Genomic DNA, 18,144 nt, shown 5'->3' on the forward strand with positions numbered 1-18,144 from the left:
GGACATCGTCGTAGATGGATAAATGGCCGGAGTAGGCGGCGTAGGGGGAATGAAACATGATCTGCTGCGCGCTTTCATTCCAGCTTCCTTCAATCGGAATCGGCGTTCCGCGAAATCGGATGGTGCCTTGAATTTGTTGATCCGGCAAAACACGCATCACGAGTTTGCCCCACACAACCGGTCTTCCGGCGACAGATGCATGAACCCCCCATATGGAAAAGGGAGGTACACTCTTTGTACTTGTTTGAGCCGCAACGGACATGATTCATCACTCCTCAAAAGTTGGATCACGTCATTATATGCGTCCTCGGCAAAAATGCCAGTCACGGGGCATGGATTCTTTACAGATAACCGAACAGGATCAAGTAAAAGAAGATGGACAGTATCGTCATCGGGATGCTCCAAACCGGCTTTGTATGATGAAAGCGAAGCATCAGAAACTTGTGTACATCAAAGAAAAGCGACCACCAGCAATTCCAGCCGTGGGAGTAGGTAATATAACCGAGGCGATATCCAACCCATTCTACACCGATATAGATCAGCACCCATTTTGCAATGTGAACCGCAGCCTTCCATTCGACTTCTGGAAAACGAGTCAGGTAGAGAAAAGCAGTCAAAGGATAAATGCAAAAGGTGTGCAGCATCACAACGCCGGTATAATTGATCAGTTGATCCGGTTCCAGACGCCACACATAAAATTTTTCGTGCGAAAAAAATTCGTAAAGATTTGGAAGCTACCTTACGATTCCAGAGGCGTCGAACGTCAATTCCTTTCACACATCCTGCAAGGGGGAATTCCTGTGGATTGCTGCGCACCTTCCGATCATGCCGGAATCGTATGTTGACCGGATCAAAACTCAGGTACAGGCTGGCCGCTGCGCATGCGAAATCCACAATCCGCAGGGGACTTGCTGTTTGGGGAATGTGAGCGCTTTTGTACGCGGCTTCAAACGTTCCATGTCATGAAGACGCGATCATTGGCGAGTGACACAGGGCGCGCGAGCTGCGTCTTCATCGCCGGTCCGCATGCGAATCGAGCATCCCGGTATGCTCCAGCTTCAGCGAAACATGGATCGTCACGTCCATATCCGGCCATCGTTGGTTCCACTGCTCACGGGTGAATGGCCGTTCCTTCCATCCTACCGTGTGCATGCCCAGGCCGAACGGGTCGACACATAACGACTGCGTTCGATCGATGACTTTCTCCAGCTTCTCCTGAATTCTCCGTTCAAGCGAACGCTCGAACTCCTGCAATTCCCAGAGATTGCCCAGCTTTTGTCCAGCGGGGACTTCTTCCACTCGTCCTTTAAGTATCACGTCAATATGAACTTTCCGGAACGAATCGGTAAAACGAATTTGCCGCTCGGTTTTTATACTGCCGAGCACGACATCCGCCGCTGGCAGCGGCATCGTCTTTTGAACGCTTCTCTTTTCACGCAGCATTTGGAAAAAGACGTCATCGGGCAGCGAAACCGTCCCGACCATCTTATCCCCGCGGAACAGCGCCGTCCCGGAATAACGAAGTTCATTATTTGCGACGGCGTAATAGGGAAGAACCGGATCGGCATAAGGGTTGTACATTCTGGCCAGAAATTCATGCACGTTGCTTGTCGTCAATTGCCCTTGCTTTTCGTAGTGCGCAAACATTTTGTACAGATACAAGTCGATTTCCTCCTGCCTGCTCTGCAACTGCCTGTTCAAATATCCGATCATATCGCCACTCACAACAGAGAGAAACACGCGGCTGGAAATTTCGGGATCACGCAGTAACGTATCGAGCAGAGACATCAGCCCCCGGTTAGCCATGGCTTCGGAGAAGAAAATCATTCGGATCTGCCCCCCTTTCGTTTCCCGGTAATACTTCAAGTTTCGTAAGTATCTTCCTTCGATTAACGTATTGGAGGACGTTGTAATCACGCTCTTTTTCTCTTCCTTCAGGGGGGGAATGATGGTAGATAGCTTAACGGATCCGTCGTTCCCTTCATCCAGATAAAGCAATACAACCGGCGCTATTTCCTCAATGGTATTGGTTTTATCGACAAACGAGCAACCGCCAAGAACAAGCAACGCCAGTAATAGAAGAAGCGGTTTATGACGAGCCGCCGGCATGTCGATCCCTCCATGTCCTGCGAATCGTGATCCATCCCAAGAGGAAGAAGCCAAAAGGCAAAACGGTATATGTGCTGGCATCCAGCCATGAAAGCCAGGTGATCCATTCCTTGGCTTTCCATTCATTCGGCCATATCCAGCGACCGGCCATCCATGTCAGCAGAAGCATCATCAAAAACGCCAACCAAAGCGGCGCTCTTCCTGCTGAAAGACGACTGCGCGCAAGACATTGGATTGCTCCCGCCGCATACAATAGAAGGATGGCGACGACGTAAACGACGGAAATGGCGTAGGCTGGAATCAGGATCATTTCCAGCCGTTCGGCGAAAGGAAGCTGAATATACCGGATCAGATCGACGATCGGCAAGTCTTGCCGCTGCAAATAATCAGATCCGTAAAACGTCAGGCAAATGACAAAAAAGAATATGTACTCGAATGCGGTAAATGCATTGGCGGAAATCAGAGCCGTTTTCAATTTCTTCGCGTCTACCGCCTCTTTCGGCAATGCCAGCATATATTCGGGACCGGAGAACGCCGCCCATATCGTAAGAAAGGTTTGCCAAGCTCCCTTGGGCATGTGCTCCGGAAGAAGAGGGAGCAGATGGCGGTATTCGGCAGCCGGCGGAAACGCAAACGGCACGTACAGGAAGGTAACCCATATCGTGCCGACAAACGCAACGATCGCAAAACGAACGGTCTTCTCCATGCCCAATCGAGCCAGGTATACGCAAGCACACAATAGCAGGATGCCAAACAACGTAGCATGTAAGGCGGGAAACAAAATATGGTGCACAATATCGACATAACCCATCATCAGCACGATACCTTTCATCAAAACAGCGAACAGCCCCGCAAGCAAAAACAGGAAAGACACCGCCGTTCCCAACGTGCGGACGATGCCGAGATAACCGCCGGGCGTTTCTTTCCATGCAAAACAGCGGGCAATCATCAAAATGTTGAGGTGCGAGCATCCCGCCGCCAGCAGGATGAGGCCGATCATAACCGGCTCCGCAAGCACACTGGGCAAATATAAAAGATAATATAACGTTTGCATCCGGTTCGCCCAGAAGGCGAGGGACAAGAAACCGAAGGGCGCTGAAATCGAAAACAAACCGGCCGAACCTACACGAGAAGCCATCACGGTTTCCTCCCGGTAACGCGCATCCGCTGCAGCGGCTTCAAATAAGCCGGCCTTGTGCGCATCCTGGACAGCGGCGCACGAAACACCGTATCTTTCCAGTCGCTTGCAAAAAACGGGCTTAGCGGGGACAAATACGGCTGCCCGAGCGAAGTCAGCCCATGCAGGTGGATGCACAGCCAGAGCAAACCGAACCCGATGCCCCACATCCCAAGCCATGATGCCAGAATGAGCAGGGCAAATTGGAGCAGTTTGCTCGCGTTCGTCATCAAATAGTTGGGAACGAGAAACGAGGCGATGGCGGAGATGGCGATCACAATGACCATCACATTGCTTGCGATTCCTGCTTCCACGGCCGCTTGACCGATGACAATACCGCCCACGACGCCGAGCGTTTGGCCGGATTTGGTTGGCATGCGCAAACTGGCTTCCTTTAATATCTCCAGCGTCAGCAGCATGAGCAGCGCTTCCCAGAACGGAGGATACGGAATTTCACTGCGGGATTGCATCAGGACAAACAGCATCTCCAGCGGAACCATCTGATAATGGTGAACCGTCACCGCCACGTAAGCCGGGGTCAAAAACAGAGCAATTACGAACGCGACAAAACGAAGCCCCCGCAGGAAGCTGCCCACCATCCATCGGTGAATATAGTCCTCCGGGGACTGAAACAGATCAAAGAACGTAATGGGCGCTACAAGCGCAAACGGCGTGTTGTCCACCAGCCAGACCACTTTGCCGCTGGCCAGCGCCGCGGCCAGCACGTCCGGACGGTCCGTCTGTTGAAATTGCGGAAAAACGCTGTTGACGTGGTCCTCCATCAAAGCGGAGATATGGGAAGAATCGAGAAGCACATCGAAATCAATTTGTTTCGTCTTCATATCTGCGATCCGCACCAGTTCCGGATTGACAATACCTTCCATGTACAGCAGCACAACAGAAGTTTTGCTTAACGATCCGGCGGTCCATTTCTTTGACTTTAGGCTTGCTACGGGCAGCCGGCGACGGATTAAGGTCAAGTTTTTGTCAAGCCGCTCGTTCAGGCTGTCTTTGGGACCGTAAACAATCGATTCCTGCTCGGAAGACTCGATGGCGCGGCCGAGCTGATTCTGCTTTTTGATTGCGCAAACGTTCCCGGTTTCATCAAAAACAAGAATTCCTCCCTGCAGGATGAGCTCTTCGGCTTGCTGCAACGTCGTTACGTCCACCCGATCTTCGGAAATCACCTTTTGTCCTGCTTGTTTGTCCGGGGCGTGCAAAAGGGGAAGCACGATGTCGCTTTCGACCTGTTTTTGATCCACAAAGGAACGGATGTAAAACAGCTTGACTTTCCGCCCTCCCGCATCCAACTCATGCACCTGTGCATCGTGAATATCGTGAAACAATTGCTGAATGTGCTGCGGAGACAAGTTGCCTGCGGGAGGTTGAGTATCGGCTTCTTTTGGCGTATTGCTTTTGTCTTGCTTTTGAAACCAACCGATCCAACGCATCGGCTCCCCCCCTTTCGCGTTTAGTCCAGTATTATTTTTCCCGATATGAAAAAAAACATACCTCGCAGTTCCGGGCTGTTGGCAGTCCGGAGATTATCAGTCATTTCGTGAAAAACCACGGGCTTCCTGCGAGGCCACTGAAAAAAGTCCCCTCGCCTTCTTTCTGCGATGCAAAAAGTCCGTTTTTAGCCTGTGAGACGGCTTTAAACGGACTTTTCCTTATTTTCCTGCAACATCAAACTTAAAAATCGAGGCATCACAGAAAAAACGTATCTTTTTCAGCGGCCTCCTTCCTGCCGATGACTTGATTCGTGAACATTTCGCAAACACTGCTTCTCCCAGTTGTTGCAGAAGTCCTCATACACTTGCTCAACCTTGCTGTCGGATATCATGTGCCTGGCCAAAAAGTCGTACCAGAACTGATCGAAAGACAAGGGCATCCGGGTTCCATATTGGGAACGAAGGGTTACATAACGGTCCCAGATTTTGATTCGGAATGCTGCCAACTCATCACATCGCTCCATGTCGGTTCGCCTTTAAGCGGCGCTGGTGCCGCTGGGTATTTCTGACGTTTTCGCTCTTTCTTCGGCCAGCTTTTGAAATTGTTTCGCTCTTTCCAGATGAAAGGCACGCAATTGGTCGTGATATTGAGCCATTTTCATGTGCCAGTCGTGCATTTGCCTGACATAAGCGGCGTGGTCATGCGTAAACATGGGCATTGCCTGTTTAGTAAACTGCATTCAAAACCATTCCTCCTTGGGTAGGTGAATTTTGAACTTACAGCATCAGTCTATGGCAGACGCATAGAAGCGACAACGGCATCCGCCCGGTTTCCGGTCATTTTTATCGGGTTGGTTGTCTCAAATGCAATCGGAAACACAACCTTCCTTCCTTCGGCATAGGCTAAATGGTAACAAGAATGAGGAGGAGATTTCATCGTGTATGCTTATCCGAATGGACTGTACAGAGAAACGGCAAATCCCGCATTATCCACAGTAACCTTGGTTGACCCGTATTTTTATCACACCTTGCGCTCGCTTCAAGGAAAGCCGGTGGTTATTGAAACGTTTCGGGGCCCTGTTCGGGGTACGATAACCGACGTGAAACCAGATCATGTCCTGCTGCAAACAGACAATTCCTCATTTTTTCTGCGCACGCAGCAAATGATTTGGGTTATGCCCTCTTAGCACTCCGGCGCGGCATGAGACAAACGTCCCCTGTCATAAAGATACTAAGAACCATCAAATTGATAAGGGGATGATGACCGCCATGTTCAAGCGCATCAATCGATTGCCCATTGCATTGCCTGTTCCCAAACATCCGGACGCCAACGCCGCGGCGGCTGTGCAGGAACTATTAGGCGGCCGTTTCGGGGAGATGTCTACGTTGAATAATTATTTGGTCCAATCTTCGAATTTTCGCAGCAAAAAAAAGCTGAAGCCCTTTTATGAACTTGTGGCCAGCATTACGGCGGAGGAGGTTGGCCATGTGGAATTGGTGATGAATTCCATTAATTTATGCCTGTCCGGTTCCACATTTCCGGCAGATCCGGATGCGGCTCCTCTGCGCAACGGGCTTGACAAACGCAATACCTACCATTTTATTGCAACGGCTCAAACCTCGTTGCCCGGCGATTCGATGGGCAAAGCATGGAACGGTGATTATGTCTTTAACAGTGGCAATCTGGTACTTGATCTGCTGCATAACTTTTTTCTCGAATGCGGCGCCCGCACCCATAAGATGCGCGTGTACGAGATGACAGATCATCCTGTCGCCCGCGAAATGACGGGTTACTTGCTGGTCCGCGGGGGAGTTCATGTGCTTGCTTACGCGAAGGCGCTCGAAATCATGACCGGAGTCGACGTCAAAAAAATGCTCCCTATTCCCAATCTGGAGAATCGGGCATTTGATGCGACCCGCAAATACGAAGAACAGGGAATTCATCGAAAGTTATATACGTTTAGCGATTCAGACTATGAAGATATCGCTCAAATCTGGAAAGGATCCCACCCTTCCGACGGAGAGCGATTGGAAGTCGTCAGAGGAGTTCCCCAAGGAGGGGAAGTGCCCGATCTTGAAGAAGTGCCGGAACAATTTGCCCCTGGCATCTCGAATGAGGATTTTATGCAGATTGCCCAACGGCTGCAAAAGCTCGCCGGATTGTAAGGTGTTGCGTTCCTATACGGGTAAGGGTTGCTGCTTATATGGCATGTATACGAAACCTTTATTTATGTTTATTTCTATTAGCCGTGCGCGACTCCCAGCGTGCGGCTCGTCACATGGTGGTGGTCAAGCACAAGCCTTTATTTGAATGGTTTCAATTGCCTATCCCTTAGTTCTTGAATTTTATTTTCTAAATATTCGATGCGAGATTTTAGTTGTGCTTTCTCTATGACATGTTTTCTGCATATTTCCAGAAGTTTCTCGTTCTTTTCCTTCTCATTCTGAAGCGCCTGCTTAACTTTTTCATACCGATTCTCAAGCAATCTTTTGCCGCTTGGTCTGGTTGACGTTTCGATTGCAGTAGCTGCAATTTCTTCTGCCCCTTTTTCAATTTCCATCTGCAGCAAAATGGCTTGATCACAGCGTTCCTTAAGATCAGGACGATTATAGATCGTCTTTCGCTCAATGCCAGCTTTTTTAGCAATCGCTGATATGGACAGTTTTTTCTTTCCTTTTCGGAGGTTTGTTATTGCTTGTTCGATACGCTCCAGTGTAACGAGTTTATTTTCTTTAGAAGGGTCACTCATGCCATTCCCTCCCATTCGCTTGGTGTGATATTGTAATCTGAATGATTATCAATTCCGGAATAATTCACCTGGGTTTCCAACTCATCAATAATTCCTACGAGGTATTTTTCAATTGTCTTTAACTTGTTCTCATAAGGACCTCCAGCAGGTGCAGATGCCAATTCGCCACGAATTTTTTTCAACCGGCCTTTATGAACTTCAAGAAAGTCCGGAGTAGTCAAAAAATTGCGGCATCCTAAACATATCCCGTCGCCTTCACAAGGTTCATTTCGCATTGGATGGTGAAGACAAAGTCCATGTGACAAAATTTGAATCTTATGCGCTTTACGCAATTTATCAACTTGTTCGATGGTCTTTCCTTTGAATGGGTTAATTACTTTAAGTTTTTCTTTTATTTGAAGAGCCTGCTTACCAACAAGAACTGCGCCTTCATTGAATACTTTCGCGAACTTGTTCCTTACATCCTCTTGAAGCAGGTGGGTATAGTGCTGTGTACCTCTAATGGACTTGTGATTTAACAATTCCCGTATGGTTTCCAGAGAGGCCCCGCCTTTTAAAGCATACGTAGCGCAAGCGTGGCGGAATGTATGAGATGAAAAATCAGCAATATCTCCATTTTTATATCGGAGATTGTGTTTTTGAAGCCAGGGTCTTAAAAAATTCTTTGACCAATTTGCATGGGAAACTATACCCACGGGATATCCTTTGACATTACGTATTCGATTAAGAAATAAATACGGTAAGCCCGATTCTTTTCTTAACGGATCCGTGTATTTTTCAACTTTCGTAATGGCTTGTACGACAAGGGCATTCGCTGGTTTATACACCCTCGTAGGTTCGGCTTGCAGTTTACCGGTGTTGTATACTAATTTAGTTTCTCCGCCAATTGGCTCAATGGAGGCATTATACATAGTAATGATTTCGCTAATGCGAAGTCCAAGCTGCAATCCAACTACTACGCTAGCTGCAACAAGTATATTTTCGTCCATATCTAAATCACTTACTGCTTTACGCAATATCTGATCGATCAACTGTTCGTCCGAAATTTTATCAATGTTTACTTGCTCTGCTTGCTTGGCATCCTTCTTTAACGCTTTGTTATTAATAATGAGCTCATTGTACATGCCCTGAACAAATCGAACATCTTTTGGAACATCCCAGCCTTTAATATTTCCCTTTAATAAGATTTCTTTTAACGCCAATGCACTTTTCTTGATTGAAACAGAGCTTATTAACTGACCGCTTGTCTCGCTTTTCGCTTCAGGCAAATACGTAAAATACGTCTCCAATAAAATCTGATCAATTTCTGAAAACGACTCCACTTCCGGCGCATATTCTTTTATAAATTTAGAAAATCGAACAACACCGTCTAAATTTCGTTTGGCAGTTGAAAACTTGCCCGTGGTTAACTCATGATGCATAAACCATTTTATTACTTCTAGCATTTTGGGCTTATCAACAACAAATTCAAAATCAATCATAAGCCTCTTGCCAGACAAATGCTCTACATTAATAAATCCGTTAAAATCCCATACATTGTCTGAGAATTTACTATTACCGCAGCGGAAATCTAATTGGGGCATTAGGGGGTTGTAATCAAACAATTGAAGCTTTATGCTTTCAACCACTCTGCATCGCCTCCAAACGCCCTATAATCGTTTCTAAGGCGTATTCAACAGTCTCAAGATGATTCGTCGTCCCGATATACTCCTGAGCCATATATGCCTCTCTGTTGGCTCTGAGACGATCCAAATGGTCTTTATGAATTGGTAAGTGTTCGGGAGTCGTGATAAACTTAGGACAGATCACGCACATATTAAATTTAGAGCATATCTTGCCCTCATTATTTATCGGCTTCTGACAAGCCCCATCAGGCAATGAAGCAGACAATAGCGTTTCCGTGTCGAGATTCTTTCCTTGACCAAGTTCCTTCTCATTGATTTCCTTGACTATCATGCCAATAAATCCAAGCTTTTTATATTCGCTTTCAATTTTTGGATCTTTGACCTTTGCATATAAACTTGTAGAGTGTAATGATTCATGACCAAGATATTCTTGAATTTCAAACATACTCATACCCTTGTTTAGCATGTCCGTTCCAAGCGTATGCCTAAATGCGTGAAAGGTTAATGGGTATAATTCGCCATCGTTATCTCTGATATCATGCTTTTTGACAAACCGATAAAGTTTATCTCGAAATATTTTTTGGAGCAGTCTGGCATACCGTATATTCCGTTTTTGCCAGTAAAGACAAATGTAGTTTGTTGCAAGTTCTTTCCTGGCCACTTCTGAGTATTGTTCAAGTAGTTGAACTGCCCGTTTGACTCGATTTGATACGGGGATATATCTGTCAGCCTTATTTTTCGGAGAGAAAACATACAATACGGGTTTTCCTGTAAAATCTTCAGTTATACACCCCTCGGTTAGGTCCAAAACCTCTGAAAGCCTGATTCCCGAATCGATGCCGATCTCCACAATAGACTTCAAGAGGATGTTTTTCTCCTTTTTTAAAGCTATTTCAATCTGTTCCATTACATTATCGGGTATATACCTTGTCCTTAAAACATCATCTTGCTTAAGTGCTTGGTACTCATCTCCATCAAAAACCTGTCCCTCCGGAAAACCATCATACTCAAAAAACTGCCCATGTTCTATTACCCATTTTAGTGCAGACATAGCAACCGATCTTGTAGAGTTTGCTAATTGAATCTGTTGTAAATAATAAATATACATTTGAGTGATTTGGTGCGATAAATCGGCGTAATCCATAATTTTCAAGTTGTATTCTTTCAGGAATTCAAAGAACCGTTTCAATGAATAATTATATCGATACAGTGTTTCGACACTCGGCTTCCCTAGACTCATGCATTCAATTGTTATTTGCTTATGTATTTTCTTGAACCATTTATTTGGCAAATATGAAAATTCAAAAGATAATTTATCACCATAACTCGATTGATACGGAACCTCCCATCTATCAGTTTTTGTATCAACTGTTGAAATATACGCTCTACTCAATTCAACTCCGCGCTCCTTCTCTGACGCATGAAGCTTTCATATGCCGTTGTTTTCGCTTCAAGCGACAAATGTTGATACTTACTCGTAGACTTAACATCATTATGACCTAACCTATCTTGGACATAACGCATATCAAATCCCGATTCGGTGAGTTCGGTTCCATGGGTGTGCCTAAGCATGTGAGAAGTGCATTTAATACCCACTTGTTCAGATAGCTTATTGAAGAGCTTTGTTATCGTATCGCGGATCATATATTGGCCAGGGCTGGTTTCATGATTCACAAATATCGTAAGATGTTTTCCATCATCAGGGCGATGATACAAGATATAATCCTCTATGGCAAAGACAATATCTCTGCTGACGGGTATTTCCCTTTCTAGTGATTTGATGTTGTGGTCTTTATGGTATAGTGGATCATGCTCTTTTACCTTTATAACCCCAACTTTTGTTTGAATCTCATAATCACCTATACGAAGACCTAGTGCCTCACTAATCCGGCAACCCGTTTCATAAAGAAATCTGAACAATAACTGATTTCGGGCATTCAAGCTCTCATCTGACTGTAACATCTCAAGTCCTTGATAGAGCTTTTCAACCTGTTCCCGAGTCAAACGCTTACCCTTAACTGATTTTTTCTCTTTAACTCGGAAGAAATTAAAACCCATATCTTTACGACTAACTTTCTGAACTAGGAAATGTCTGTTTTTTGAATCATCTTTATAAGTTAATGGGTTCTCCGTCACAAAGCCCCCAATCACTTCATAATATCGATAAAATGAGGCTATTGTTGCCATATACTTATTCTTTGTCTTTGCAGATTTCTCTTTGTCCGTCTTTCCGACTTTCGTTTTCAAATACTCAAGCCAAGAAAACATATCCGCTTTCCTAACCTCGTAAAATTTAAGCCCCACTTCGTTTAACCAAGTGAAATATTCCTTTAAGTCTCTACTATAACCTTCGATTGTGTTCTCAGAGTGCCCCTTCTCTTCTAAATAGTGAAGAAACAATGTTATTTCCTCGACAATGTTGTAGTCCTCATCCACAACTACTACATTTCGTTTTCCGGCCTCATTGAGAGTTTTTTCAATTTTCAGATTGCCCATATTCATCACCACCGAGATCAATCCTATATGATGTTTAGCCAATGTTTTCCCACTTTTACCGATCTTGAGTGTGTATATCATCCATCATCTATTATTATAGAGTTAATTGTCAATTATCATAGTTGAGTTCCGGAGTAAACTCAAGAAACAAAAGGAACGATTCGCACATGCAATGCTCTTCCGCCGCGGGTTCAATGAACTCTTTTGTGCTACCATAGAAAAAGGTGTGTTGCCATAAGGCCAACACACCTTTTTCCTAGATATTATCCGTTGTGTACGGAAGCAACGCTACCGCCCTAGCACGTTTAATTGCAACTGTTAATGCACGTTGATATTTTGCGCTTGTTCCAGTCACACGGCGAGGAAGAATCTTCCCACGTTCGCTAATGAACTTTTTAAGAACTTCCGTATTTTTGTAATCAATATGAGTAATTTTATTGACTGTAAAGTAGCAAACTTTTCTACGTTTACCTTTGCCACCTCTACGTGGAGCAAACTTTCTTTCACCACGTTCTTCGTCATTTCTTTGTGCAAATGCCATTGTTATTTTCTCGTTCCCTTCATTATTGCACATTGGTTAACGTGCCAAGTTTTTTCTGACTATCCTCTAGTTCAAAGTTGGGTATGGATAAGTCTTACGACTTACCCACACCCGACTTCTCACTACGGGGCTACACCCACATCTTGAAATAAGGATGGTCATCATCACTAGACTACATTGACGGTCATAACGTATTACACACTTTACTCAACATCGCGCGATCTTAATAAACCGTGGATGCTGGTCGTAAATGAAGATTACCATTACACAGTTAAAATGCTTTAAAACCCCTTGATTTTACTGAGGTCTTAAAGCATTTTCTGATCTCAGATGTTACGCTCTCTAAAACGGCAAATCATCATCGGAGATGTCAATCGGTCGACCGTCATCCTGGAACGGATCTTGGTTGTCGCGTGCTCCGCCGAAATTGCCACGGTTCCCGCCGTTGCCACTACCGCCGCCGCCATAATTTCCTCCGCCGCCCGTTGCCGGTCCGCCTTCTTCACGGTTAGCGCTGTTCGCCGATTCCAGGAAACGCACATTGTCAGCAATGATTTCCGTCACGTATACGCGCCGTCCTTCATTGTTGTCGTAGTTACGCACTTGAATGCGGCCTTCCACAGCGGCCAAACGACCTTTGCGAAGATAATTCGCGCAAGTCTCCGCCAGTTGACGCCAAGTGACGACCGGGATAAAATCAGCTTCCCGCTGGCCCCCTTGGTTAGAGAAAGGTCGATCTACCGCAAGCGTAAACTGGGTTACAGCCACACCTGCCGGGGTATAGCGCAGTTCAGGGTCACGTGTCAGTCTTCCGATCAGAATTACACGATTCAACATCCGCATTCCCTCCCGGATTAGCCGTTACACGGCATAAATTAAGCTACGTCTTTAACGATCATGTAACGAATGATTTCGTCGGAAATCTTCATTACGCGGTCAAGCTCGCTCACAACGTCATTGTTTGCGTTGAAATGCACCAACACATAATGACCGTCACGGAACTTGTTGATCTCATACGCAAGACGGCGCTTACCCATCAGGTCATGCTTCGTAATTTCGCCACCGTTGTTGATGATGTTTTGGAACTTCTCCACCGTAGCCTGAACAGCTTCCTGCTCAAGATCAGGACGGATGATGTACATTACTTCATATTTGCGCATGTTGTCACCTCCTTTTGGACTATGGCCCCTGAATCGGCTTGTACCGTCAGAAGCAAGGAGCGAGGAATGAGAAAAGCTTAAGTCAAAACTCGCACCTAAATACTATAGCAAAAATGGTTCGGCAAAGCAAGCGGCATTCTTCGCCTAGAACCGACGTCTCTCTCCGACTTGGCAATAATTAAGCCTCATGGTTAGGGATTCGAACGGAAATTCTAATCTTACATCAACCAACAGGAGGTGACCACCTGTCATGGGTGAATGGAGTCAATTCCGTCCCGGCGATAAAGCCCCGAATGACGGCGAATATATGGAAGTCGGAGAAGATGCTTTTCACATGGGCATCAACGATCCGAAAATCATCAAGCTCAAGAAAGGCGAATCCTTTCCCGACACCAAAAATCATAACCGGAAATGGAAAAAAGTGTTCCGTGGTTAATTGCCAGGCCTCACCCCCGTTTGCGCTGCAGGCGGGGTTACCTTCAAGCTATTTCGGCAAAGGAGTTTTTCCTATGAAATATAAAATCACGGCGATCTGTACAATCATCGGGGCCGCCTTATGTTTAGTTCATTACATCGGTCATGAATACGACCCGGTTTACCTGCTGTTCTATGCCCTAAGCGTTCCGGCATGGTTCTATCCGATTTTTACATATACGGATGTGAATCCGCTGCTGCTCTACGTCTTAACTACCCTTTCCTGGGCCGCTATCGGGTATGTCATTGATCGTTTTTCCATCTACCGCCAAGTTCGGCACCGTTAATGAGCCATTGCGCTGCGTTACCGTTTCTCTGTCTAAAGCAAAAAAGGCTGTGCGTCGACGCCAGTCTTTTTCTTGCTGTTTGCTGTTTTCTCCGGCAGCATCCTTTTTGCTTGCGAGCATGTTCCCCACAAGTGATTAGAAATGGATCGAATTTTGCTGAATTTCAAAGAAATCGGGAGCATGATGATACTTTTTCCGCTTACATGGAGATTGGCTAAATCGAGAATTTCTTCTTCTTTATGTATAATTTCATCTTATACACATCGGCCCCGACTTTTCTGAGAGTGGAAAGTCATTATTCTACATGTATAAGGAGGAGTACTAATTTTGAAAGGACAACTGAATACTACCTGGTTTTCCAACACGCGGAGCGACATTTTATCCGGTATCACGGTCGCGTTGGCTTTAATTCCGGAGGCGATTGCGTTCTCCATTATCGCAGGTGTGGACCCGATGGTTGGACTCTACGCTTCGTTCTGTATCGCGGTCATTATTGCTTTCGTTGGCGGAAGACCCGGGATGATATCCGCGGCTACAGGCGCTATGGCCTTGCTGATGGTGAATCTCGTCAAGGATCATGGGATCGAATACTTGTTTGCGGCTACCGTGCTCGCCGGCATCTTGCAAATCCTTATGGGATTGTTTCGGTTAGGGCAGCTCGTCACGTTCGTTCCCCATTCGGTTATGACCGGATTCGTCAATGCGCTCGCCATCCTGATCTTTATGGCACAGCTGACCCATTTCGTCGGACAAAGCTGGATCATGTATGCCTTGGTGGCGCTTACGCTCGTCATCATTTACGTGCTGCCGCGATTCACCAAAGCAGTTCCGTCCGCCTTGGCTGCCATTATTGTCGTATCAGTCCTTACAATCGGACTCGGCCTGGATGTGAATACGGTTGGCGACATGGGGCGCATTTCAAGCTCTTTGCCGGTCTTCCACATTCCGCAAGTTATGTTTTCATTGGATACGCTCCGGATTATTTTACCGTACTCCATTTCGTTAGCTATCGTCGGTATTTTGGAATCGCTGCTTACCGCAACGATCATTGATGAGATGACCGATACAACCAGCGACAAGAATAGAGAAGTGAAAGGACAAGGCATCGCGAATATCGCCACCGGCTTTTTCGGCGGGATGGCCGGCTGTGCCATGATCGGTCAATCTGTAATAAACGTTAAATCCGGGGGCCGCACGAGATTGTCCACGTTAGTGGCCGGACTGTTTCTGCTCTTCCTCATTATCGTGCTGGGTGACGTCGTCAAGCAAATTCCGATGGCAGCGCTTGTCGGCGTTATGTTTATGGTATCGATCGGGACTTTTGACTGGGGCTACTTGCGCGAGATGAAGAAAATCCCGCGCACCGACACGTTCGTCATGATCGTCACGGTGGCGATTGTTGTTGCAACCCACGACTTATCCAAAGGCGTGTTTGCCGGCGTCGTGCTCAGTGCAGTCATATTTGCCTGGAAAATGGCCAAAATTCGCTCCGCCACTACTCTGCTGCCGGATGGCAGCATACTTTACAAGTTATCCGGCCAATTGTTCTTCGGGACGATGAATTCCTTCGTCGGTTTATTTCAATACCAGCAGGACCCGCATACGGTCCGGATCGATTTCTCCCAATCGCATGTATGGGATCACTCCGCCGTCACCGCCATCGGCAAAGTCGTTGCTAAATATGAACAACTGGATAAGAAAGTCGTCATTGTCGGATTAAATGAAGAAAGCCAGCGGCTCATTGACAAAGTCGGTCTAACCGCTTCATCCGGCGGACATTAAATCGAATAGGCGGAGTGTCAACCACCACCCCGCCCTCTCGCCTCATACTGGTCATACACGAAACCCGCACGCTCTGCCAACAAGAGTGTGCGGGTTTATGTTTGTGCTCGAGTTCATCCACAGTATCGCCTTGATGGAATATCTCTGTTGTATATCCACATGTGAATAACTTAACTTCTTAGACGAGCCCCTTTCCTATTCGATATTTATCCACATGTGGATATCTTTTTGATTTGGTTACAGCACAGCCCCCTTCCCTCGGACGACACAGCTTATATTCCGCTTCCATGAAGTTCGACTCTTCCTTATTCCTCATTGGCTGCAGCATGATCTGTCTGCTCTTAGCTGCCATCACCTTTGTGCTTCTCGGGGTATTGTACCGCTTTATTTCGTCATCGTTCAACCTGGAGTTTCCCTATCCGCCTTCAGACGCATCAGAGACGCGTTAGCGGCCCGCTTACGGGTTTATTCGCCCTTCTCAAGCAAATTATCAAACCGTACAAATATATTCCTTAGAACGCGCTTTATAGGCGTTTACAACCGTCCTCGATTGCCCCGCTCATGTCGTAAAAGGCCATCATCAACATACGAAAAAGCCCTTCTACGTTAATCCGTAGAAGGGCTGTAATTGTTAATGTAAGTGGCGGAAAGAGTGGGATTCGAACCCACGCACGGCGCGAGCCGCCTAGCTGATTTCGAGTCAGCCCCCTTGGGCCTCTTGGGTACCTTTCCGCATTTCCAAAAGGGACAAGTAATATAATAGCACAGCACTTAAGAAAAATGCAAGCCATTTTAATAACTTTTTTAATCCAATGTTTCTTTAGCTGCATCCCCGTGATCTTCAACGGCCGTTGAACGAAGCACCTTCTTCAGCTTGCTTTCAAATTTCGCGCGAGGTACAAGCACGCTATGTTTGCAGCCCACGCATTTGATTCGAATATCCATCCCCATCCGGATAATCTCCATCTCGTTGGTGCCGCACGGATGCGGCTTCTTCATTTGTACGACATCGCCCAGCTGATATTGTTTTCTCTCCATTTAGGTTCCGGCCGCCTCCTTTCGTTGATACGTTACGACCTTGGGATAAGGGATCTCAATTCCAGCGGCTTGAAATGCTTTCCTGATCGCCGCATTCAGCTCTCGGGATACGGCCACCTGCATGTTGGGCTTACATTCCCCCGTTACCCGCAAGGTCACCTCGGAAGCACCGAGCATATGTACCCCTAGTACCTCCGGCTCTTTCACCATATTTACGTTCGTTTCGTATACTTTATTTACCACTTCTTCCAATATACGCATCGCTTGATCGATGTCGGCTTCATAAGCGACAGATACATCAACAACGGCCAATGAGTTATACAGAGAGAAGTTCGTTACTTGATTGATCGTTCCGTTCGGTATAATATGTACCTCGCCTGTCCAACTCTTTAGACGCGTTACACGCAGTCCGATTTCCTCGACCGTACCTTTAAAAGCCCCGACTTGGATTACGTCCCCTACTGCAAACTGATCCTCGAAAATAATGAAAAAACCGGTAATCACATCTTTCACTAAACTCTGCGCACCGAAACCGATTGCAAGCCCGACAACGCCGGCGCCTGCCAGGACCGGGCCAAGATTGACGTTAAATTGGCTTAATATCATCAAGATCATGATGAAATTGACGACATACGTAACAATATTGCCGACCAGCTTGCCGATCGTCTTCGTACGCCGCGAGTCGAATTTCAACGGACTTTTTTCCCTGGCTGTCAATAAATGCTGAAGTCCTGAATTAGCCAATTTCACAACTAAACGTGCACCTATATAAATAAGAATGATTTTGAGAATGACCATGAATAAACCGATCCAAACTTCGGGATTGGATACATACTCCAGCAATTGGGTTTGCACTTGCATCCAGGTCTGCTTCCAATCCTTCAGAGCAGCTGCATCTGCTTGCAGCGATTGATGGATTTGAAACATAAGTAGCTCCCTCCTTGCTTAACTTATCGTAACATACATTCCATTCTTTTTGAAATAAATGCCTCGGATCTCAACCGACTCCGTTCGGATAATCTCCTGCACTTCGGCCAGCGCTTCAGCGGGAAATTCTAATGATAGCGCGCAGCCCGCCGTGATTTCTTTGGGAGTCGGACACATATCGTTCTCGATATTTGCGTATTCGAGCAGCATCTCCGCTCGCAATGCTTGCTGAGTCGAATCGAACGCCATCAGCATCATAGCAGCCGGCCTCCTTCTTGTTTAACCTTTTACTAGACTCGGTTGCTTCCCCCGTTACGGCCGATTCTT

General features: G+C 46.4%; 20 protein-coding genes, 1 tRNA gene and 1 pseudogene. 6 read left to right on the forward strand and 16 right to left on the reverse strand.

Annotated elements, in window-relative coordinates:
• Nucleotides 1-341: 341 nt before the first annotated feature.
• Nucleotides 342-692 (reverse strand): hypothetical protein, encoded by a 351-nt coding sequence (locus FKP33_RS21135; RefSeq protein WP_141336304.1) that lies wholly within the window; start codon nt 690-692, stop codon nt 342-344.
• Between the two features lie 157 nt (nt 693-849).
• On the opposite strand from FKP33_RS21135, the pseudogene FKP33_RS29500 reads away from it, so the two are divergent.
• Nucleotides 850-966 (forward strand): annotated as a pseudogene (locus FKP33_RS29500) (bacterioferritin-associated ferredoxin); the annotation flags it as partial.
• Between the two features lie 45 nt (nt 967-1,011).
• Here the strand turns inward: FKP33_RS29500 and FKP33_RS21140 are convergent.
• The 4 genes from FKP33_RS21140 to FKP33_RS21155 form a co-directional block, all read right to left on the reverse strand.
• Nucleotides 1,012-2,109, reverse strand: coding sequence for a Ger(x)C family spore germination protein (locus FKP33_RS21140; protein WP_181410234.1), 1,098 nt, complete (start codon nt 2,107-2,109; stop codon nt 1,012-1,014).
• Nucleotides 2,090-3,247, reverse strand: coding sequence for a GerAB/ArcD/ProY family transporter (locus FKP33_RS21145; protein ID WP_181410235.1), 1,158 nt, complete (start codon nt 3,245-3,247; stop codon nt 2,090-2,092). The genes FKP33_RS21140 and FKP33_RS21145 overlap by 20 nt, the downstream gene beginning before the upstream one ends.
• On the reverse strand, nt 3,247-4,737 hold the full coding sequence (locus FKP33_RS21150) for a spore germination protein (protein WP_141336307.1): 1,491 nt from the start codon (nt 4,735-4,737) through the stop codon (nt 3,247-3,249). The genes FKP33_RS21145 and FKP33_RS21150 overlap by 1 nt, the downstream gene beginning before the upstream one ends.
• A 536-nt stretch (nt 4,738-5,273) precedes the next feature.
• Nucleotides 5,274-5,477, reverse strand: coding sequence for a hypothetical protein (locus tag FKP33_RS21155; RefSeq protein WP_028407024.1), 204 nt, complete (start codon nt 5,475-5,477; stop codon nt 5,274-5,276).
• A gap of 198 nt (nt 5,478-5,675) precedes the next feature.
• Between FKP33_RS21155 and FKP33_RS21160 the strand changes: the two genes are divergently transcribed.
• The gene (locus FKP33_RS21160) at nt 5,676-5,924 is read left to right on the forward strand and encodes a YuzF family protein (RefSeq protein ID WP_141336308.1); all 249 of its coding nucleotides are present in this window, start codon (nt 5,676-5,678) and stop codon (nt 5,922-5,924) included.
• Between the two features lie 82 nt (nt 5,925-6,006).
• Nucleotides 6,007-6,903 (forward strand): manganese catalase family protein, encoded by an 897-nt coding sequence (locus FKP33_RS21165; RefSeq protein ID WP_074730211.1) that lies wholly within the window; start codon nt 6,007-6,009, stop codon nt 6,901-6,903.
• Nucleotides 6,904-7,040: 137 nt separating this feature from the next.
• On the opposite strand, the gene FKP33_RS21170 is transcribed toward FKP33_RS21165, so the two are convergent.
• The 7 genes from FKP33_RS21170 to rpsF all read right to left on the reverse strand — a co-directional run bounded on the left by FKP33_RS21170 (nt 7,041) and on the right by rpsF (nt 13,309).
• Nucleotides 7,041-7,487: a DUF6262 family protein gene (locus tag FKP33_RS21170; RefSeq protein ID WP_005828377.1), complete on the reverse strand. Its 447-nt coding sequence runs from the start codon at nt 7,485-7,487 to the stop codon at nt 7,041-7,043.
• Entirely contained in the window at nt 7,484-9,115 is a 1,632-nt protein-coding gene (locus FKP33_RS21175; protein ID WP_141336309.1) for a tyrosine-type recombinase/integrase, read from the reverse strand. Before FKP33_RS21175 ends, FKP33_RS21170 begins: the two co-directional genes overlap by 4 nt.
• Nucleotides 9,108-10,505, reverse strand: coding sequence for a tyrosine-type recombinase/integrase (locus FKP33_RS21180; RefSeq protein ID WP_141336310.1), 1,398 nt, complete (start codon nt 10,503-10,505; stop codon nt 9,108-9,110). Before FKP33_RS21180 ends, FKP33_RS21175 begins: the two co-directional genes overlap by 8 nt.
• Nucleotides 10,502-11,650, reverse strand: coding sequence for a tyrosine-type recombinase/integrase (locus FKP33_RS21185; RefSeq protein ID WP_228551779.1), 1,149 nt, complete (start codon nt 11,648-11,650; stop codon nt 10,502-10,504). The genes FKP33_RS21180 and FKP33_RS21185 overlap by 4 nt, the downstream gene beginning before the upstream one ends.
• Nucleotides 11,651-11,864: 214 nt before the next feature.
• Entirely contained in the window at nt 11,865-12,149 is a 285-nt protein-coding gene (rpsR, locus tag FKP33_RS21190; protein ID WP_023559051.1) for a 30S ribosomal protein S18, read from the reverse strand.
• A gap of 342 nt (nt 12,150-12,491) precedes the next feature.
• On the reverse strand, nt 12,492-12,986 hold the full coding sequence (ssb, locus tag FKP33_RS21195; RefSeq protein ID WP_054796111.1) for a single-stranded DNA-binding protein: 495 nt from the start codon (nt 12,984-12,986) through the stop codon (nt 12,492-12,494).
• Nucleotides 12,987-13,024: 38 nt separating this feature from the next.
• Entirely contained in the window at nt 13,025-13,309 is a 285-nt protein-coding gene (rpsF, locus tag FKP33_RS21200; protein WP_054796110.1) for a 30S ribosomal protein S6, read from the reverse strand.
• A 250-nt stretch (nt 13,310-13,559) separates the two neighbouring features.
• On the opposite strand from rpsF, the gene FKP33_RS21205 reads away from it, so the two are divergent.
• The 3 genes from FKP33_RS21205 (at nt 13,560) to FKP33_RS21215 (ending at nt 15,852) form a co-directional block, all read left to right on the forward strand.
• Nucleotides 13,560-13,745 (forward strand): YjzC family protein, encoded by a 186-nt coding sequence (locus tag FKP33_RS21205; protein WP_127605334.1) that lies wholly within the window; start codon nt 13,560-13,562, stop codon nt 13,743-13,745.
• Nucleotides 13,746-13,818: 73 nt separating this feature from the next.
• Nucleotides 13,819-14,070, forward strand: a complete 252-nt coding sequence (locus tag FKP33_RS21210; RefSeq protein ID WP_054796138.1) for a hypothetical protein — start codon at nt 13,819-13,821, stop codon at nt 14,068-14,070.
• Between the two features lie 327 nt (nt 14,071-14,397).
• On the forward strand, nt 14,398-15,852 hold the full coding sequence (locus FKP33_RS21215) for a SulP family inorganic anion transporter (protein WP_141336311.1): 1,455 nt from the start codon (nt 14,398-14,400) through the stop codon (nt 15,850-15,852).
• Between the two features lie 641 nt (nt 15,853-16,493).
• Here the strand turns inward: FKP33_RS21215 and FKP33_RS21220 are convergent.
• From FKP33_RS21220 to FKP33_RS21235, 4 genes are all read right to left on the reverse strand, one after another.
• A tRNA-Ser gene (locus FKP33_RS21220) sits at nt 16,494-16,584 on the reverse strand.
• Nucleotides 16,585-16,656: 72 nt separating this feature from the next.
• The gene (locus FKP33_RS21225) at nt 16,657-16,890 is read right to left on the reverse strand and encodes a DUF951 domain-containing protein (RefSeq protein ID WP_054796107.1); all 234 of its coding nucleotides are present in this window, start codon (nt 16,888-16,890) and stop codon (nt 16,657-16,659) included.
• On the reverse strand, nt 16,891-17,817 hold the full coding sequence (locus FKP33_RS21230; RefSeq protein WP_141336312.1) for a mechanosensitive ion channel family protein: 927 nt from the start codon (nt 17,815-17,817) through the stop codon (nt 16,891-16,893).
• Between the two features lie 18 nt (nt 17,818-17,835).
• A complete protein-coding gene (locus FKP33_RS21235; RefSeq protein ID WP_054796106.1) occupies nt 17,836-18,075 on the reverse strand; it encodes a putative Se/S carrier protein in 240 nt (79 codons plus the stop codon).
• Nucleotides 18,076-18,144 lie beyond the last annotated feature (69 nt).

It is taken from the genome of Paenibacillus sp. tmac-D7 (genome assembly GCF_006519665.1).
Classification (GTDB): domain Bacteria; phylum Bacillota; class Bacilli; order Paenibacillales; family NBRC-103111; genus Paenibacillus_G; species Paenibacillus_G validus.

What these genes read in the sequence shown, in the direction of transcription:
- FKP33_RS21170 (WP_005828377.1), bottom strand. Translation starts at nt 7,487, where the DNA reads ATGAGTGACCCTTCTAAAGAAAATAAACTCGTTACACTGGAGCGTATC.
- FKP33_RS21210 (WP_054796138.1), top strand. Translation starts at nt 13,819, where the DNA reads ATGAAATATAAAATCACGGCGATCTGTACAATCATCGGGGCCGCCTTA.
- FKP33_RS21155 (WP_028407024.1), bottom strand. Translation starts at nt 5,477, where the DNA reads ATGCAGTTTACTAAACAGGCAATGCCCATGTTTACGCATGACCACGCC.
- FKP33_RS21145 (WP_181410235.1), bottom strand. Translation starts at nt 3,247, where the DNA reads ATGGCTTCTCGTGTAGGTTCGGCCGGTTTGTTTTCGATTTCAGCGCCC.
- FKP33_RS21140 (WP_181410234.1), bottom strand. Translation starts at nt 2,109, where the DNA reads ATGCCGGCGGCTCGTCATAAACCGCTTCTTCTATTACTGGCGTTGCTT.
- FKP33_RS21205 (WP_127605334.1), top strand. Translation starts at nt 13,560, where the DNA reads ATGGGTGAATGGAGTCAATTCCGTCCCGGCGATAAAGCCCCGAATGAC.
- FKP33_RS21235 (WP_054796106.1), bottom strand. Translation starts at nt 18,075, where the DNA reads ATGATGCTGATGGCGTTCGATTCGACTCAGCAAGCATTGCGAGCGGAG.
- FKP33_RS21225 (WP_054796107.1), bottom strand. Translation starts at nt 16,890, where the DNA reads ATGGAGAGAAAACAATATCAGCTGGGCGATGTCGTACAAATGAAGAAG.
- FKP33_RS21165 (WP_074730211.1), top strand. Translation starts at nt 6,007, where the DNA reads ATGTTCAAGCGCATCAATCGATTGCCCATTGCATTGCCTGTTCCCAAA.
- FKP33_RS21150 (WP_141336307.1), bottom strand. Translation starts at nt 4,737, where the DNA reads ATGCGTTGGATCGGTTGGTTTCAAAAGCAAGACAAAAGCAATACGCCA.
- FKP33_RS21230 (WP_141336312.1), bottom strand. Translation starts at nt 17,817, where the DNA reads ATGTTTCAAATCCATCAATCGCTGCAAGCAGATGCAGCTGCTCTGAAG.
- ssb (WP_054796111.1), bottom strand. Translation starts at nt 12,986, where the DNA reads ATGTTGAATCGTGTAATTCTGATCGGAAGACTGACACGTGACCCTGAA.
- rpsR (WP_023559051.1), bottom strand. Translation starts at nt 12,149, where the DNA reads ATGGCATTTGCACAAAGAAATGACGAAGAACGTGGTGAAAGAAAGTTT.
- rpsF (WP_054796110.1), bottom strand. Translation starts at nt 13,309, where the DNA reads ATGCGCAAATATGAAGTAATGTACATCATCCGTCCTGATCTTGAGCAG.